General features: G+C 56.9%; 3 protein-coding genes. 1 reads left to right on the plus strand and 2 read right to left on the minus strand.

Annotation, left to right across the window (positions count from 1 at the left end; genetic code table 11):
• Positions 1-102 precede the first annotated feature (102 nt).
• Positions 103-864: a PIG-L family deacetylase gene (locus tag H5U08_RS13340; RefSeq protein ID WP_297033955.1), complete on the minus strand. Its 762-nt coding sequence runs from the start codon at positions 862-864 to the stop codon at positions 103-105.
• A 135-nt stretch (positions 865-999) separates the two neighbouring features.
• Positions 1,000-2,286, minus strand: a complete 1,287-nt coding sequence (gene cbiE, locus H5U08_RS13345) for a precorrin-6y C5,15-methyltransferase (decarboxylating) subunit CbiE (protein WP_297033958.1) — start codon at positions 2,284-2,286, stop codon at positions 1,000-1,002.
• Between the two features lie 397 nt (positions 2,287-2,683).
• Between cbiE and H5U08_RS13350 the strand changes: the two genes are divergently transcribed.
• A partial coding sequence (locus H5U08_RS13350) for a hypothetical protein (RefSeq protein WP_297033960.1) occupies positions 2,684-3,381 on the plus strand: 698 nt, incomplete at its 3' end.

Raw genomic sequence — 3,381 nt, forward strand, 5'->3', positions numbered from 1 at the left:
GTCGATACCGATCCCTGGAGGACGGTCAAAGGTGACGGCTGAACGCAAGCCACGAACCGCCGGTTCTCGCCTTACCATGCGCTGTCAAAAAGCAGATATCGCTCAGCCCGATCCCAGCAGTCCGGCGAAAAGGTCATTGAATCCCCAACCAGTCGGATGACCGATCACTTCTCCAGCGGAGAAACCGACAGTTTGCCCCAATTGCTGGCAATACACCCGGATTCGGTCCAGGATTTCAGGCCGGTGGGCAAATTGAGATTCATAGGCCGCGATCGCGCGGAGCTTCGGATCCAGGCTGTCACCGATATTGACGACAACCGGATGCCGTCCTGGAAGGACCGTGTAACGAAGGGCGAGAAAATAATGCAGATAAAAGTCGACCGTATGGGGCGGCAGCCCTTCGAAATACTCTTCCCATTTCGAAAGACGGCTATAAAACACGGCGGCTTCCGTAATTCGGCCTGCTTGCTCGTGGTCCGGGGAAGCCATGGGGGTGGACACGCCTAATCCCAGCACCCACCGCGGTTTGAGGATTCGGAACTGGTGAGCCAGCGCGATCCGCGCTTCAAAGCTGTCAAACAGTCGGCGATTCGGTAACGACAGGACGACTCGGACCTTAACCTGGAGCACCTCCGCCGCTCGGGCTGCCTCGGCCAGCCGCTGTTCGGGGCTGGGGCAATTCGGCGTTGGTTCTCCATCGGTGAGATCGACAATACCCACCCTGTAGCCCCGCTGACTGAGCGAATGCAAAAACCCGCCACATCCAATCTCCACGTCGTCGGGATGGGCACCTACCGCAATGACGTCGACCGTTTCCTGAGCTGATTGCCGAGTATCGTGAATAATTTTTGCCGTCTCCATCATTTTCCCATCTCGCTTGGATCGTCTCCCCGCAAAACATCACAATGCCCTCTCGCAGTGTGCGATCGAGGGCAAGAGGTCTTCCCGATCAACCCGTTCGAACCCGTTTGTCGCCCCCGCTCCGGTTTGCCGGAAAGCTCACACCCTCGTTTCCCTAATTTTGACCGTGGACACAAGAAAAGTGGGGTTGAGTGCCTGAAAGCGCACACGGTCGAACTGGTAGAATCCTCGGGCGAGATTGATCATGAGGACATTCACCACGCGTGAGAGGCGACGGAGCCTCTGGTGGACATCCACGACGTTCTCCAGACTGCCCATCGTCGCTACGAGGCGTCCCCGCTCTTTAAGTCGCCCGAACGCGAGCTCACACAACTCGGCGACCTGACGACCACTTCCCCCGATGAACACACAGTCGGGTGCCGGCAGGTCGGCCCACGCCTCGGGGGCACGCCCCAAAATTGTGACCAGATTTGTCACACCAAATCGTTTGGCGTTTTCTTCGATGAGCCGGACGTCCTCGGGATCCATTTCGATCGCATAGACACGGCCCTCCCTGGCAATTTGAGCGGCCTCGATGGCCACGGCGCCGCTGCCGGCCCCAACATCCCATACCACGCTGGCCAGCCCCACATCGAGTTCTGCCAGGGCAATCGATCGAATTTCCGCGGGGGTTAAGAGGCCCCGCTTCGGTTTTGCTTGCAGGAACGCATCATCCGGATTGCCAAAAAGCCGTTTTCCCCACAAGCTCAGGGGACGGTCCGGGACGTCAGGTTTCCGAATGAGAATCAACACGTTAAGCGGCGAGTAGGTGTGCGACGCGATATCCTGGAGTTCGCCGCAGGTCACACGTTCATTCGGTGCCCCGAGGTTCTCACACACGTAGGCCGTGAAATAATCCAGGCCCACATCGAGGAGTTTTTGCGCAATGACGTTGGGCGGCAATTCTTCGCTGGTGAACAGGCCTACCTTCTCCGCAGAGCGAACCTGGTTGAAGATGTCTTCCAGCGACGTTGTTGACAGATTCGCCAGAAAGGCGTCTTCCCAATTTTCCTTCACCCTGGCAAACGCCATCTGCATCATGCTGACGTGGGGGATGATCTCAAAACGCTCTTTCCCCAGTTTATCCCAGAGGTAGCGCGCCGTTCCGTAAAAGAGGGGATCCCCGAGGGCCAGTACCACAATCCGCCTGTGGGAATTCTCCTCGATCCGCCGGACGATTTCGTCGAGGGCACCGGACACAGTGAGCATCTGCACCGGCTTCGGGAACTCAACGTTCCGCACCAGCTCCAGGCAGTGGGGCTCACCTACAATGACATCCGCGGAGCGAATGATGTTCTGTGCATACTCGGTAAGCCCCAGAAATCCGTCTTCGCCGATTCCTACGACGTAAATCTTATCACTTTTATCACTGATGCGCTCGCTCATCGCGTTTTTGATCCTTGTGCGTCGCTCACTCAACCAAATCCATCTCACCGCAGCGCGCTGTCGTGGCGCCGGCGTCGAACTCGCTCTCGCTCACGATGCCATCCACGAAGCCCTTTGGGCTGATTCTACGGGACAGCGGTACCCCACGGTAGTGGTGGCTTTCCTGAGTTCGCTTCTGGCCGCCAACTCTTGATCATCCTACCGGCCCAGGCAACGGCTTCCAAACTCCCATTGCGCTGAACAAATTTTGCGTGCTTGACTTGACAACCCTGATGAGCGATGTTTCACTGGGGATTGCCAAGCTCGGATAGCAGCTGACCATGAATTTTTCTGCGCCATTCTCGGGGTGTGTGGCGGGTCGGATGCCCCTGTGTCTGCGGTTACGAGGGATATCTCGATGCCAGACAAAACGCTTGATATCAAGCTGGCAAGAATCAGGGCTGATCGCTCCTGCCGGGATTTTATCCTGGCGGATGCGAAAGATGCCGACATGGCTTTTGGACTTTCCGCTCCCGGCAAAAGCCCGGAACACCACGCTCATGAGGCCCGTTTTCGAACGCTGGACGAATACCGCCAGATCATTCGGGAGATTGTGGCCCAGGGTCTGGTGGACATTATGCTGATGAGCGCCAGTACGAATGAGGTCCTGACAATTCGAGAAAGAATTTTTGACAATAGTCACGTGACTCCCGCCGTGCGTGCCAACGACGCAACTGATATTTGGCTGGCGGGAGGTGGCCTGGGCGTCTATGATCGCGAACCATCGCGACCTTTTCGCACGGCAACTCTTGACCATATCATGTGCGGCAAGGTCGAATGCACCCCGGAAGAACGCAAATTGGGGGCTGATTTGGGATTATATTCCGTGACGTTCAACAATGATGTGGAGCTTGATCTGCGGACCCTCGAGGCCTACCGCGAGTTCCGACTGGAGGCAGAAAGAAAAGGCTTTCGGCATTTTCTGGAAGTGTTCAGCCCCAATGCGCCCGGTCAAAACGCCCCGCGGGATGTTCCCCGGTTCGTCAATGATCACATTGTCCGCACTCTGGCGGGAGTGACAAGCGCGGGCCGTCCTTTATTTCTGAAAATCCCATA

The organism is Thermogutta sp. (assembly GCF_014359955.1).
Taxonomy (GTDB): domain Bacteria; phylum Planctomycetota; class Planctomycetia; order Pirellulales; family Thermoguttaceae; genus Thermogutta.

What these genes read in the sequence shown, in the direction of transcription:
- cbiE (WP_297033958.1), bottom strand. Translation starts at nt 2,286, where the DNA reads ATGAGCGAGCGCATCAGTGATAAAAGTGATAAGATTTACGTCGTAGGA.
- H5U08_RS13340 (WP_297033955.1), bottom strand. Translation starts at nt 864, where the DNA reads ATGATGGAGACGGCAAAAATTATTCACGATACTCGGCAATCAGCTCAG.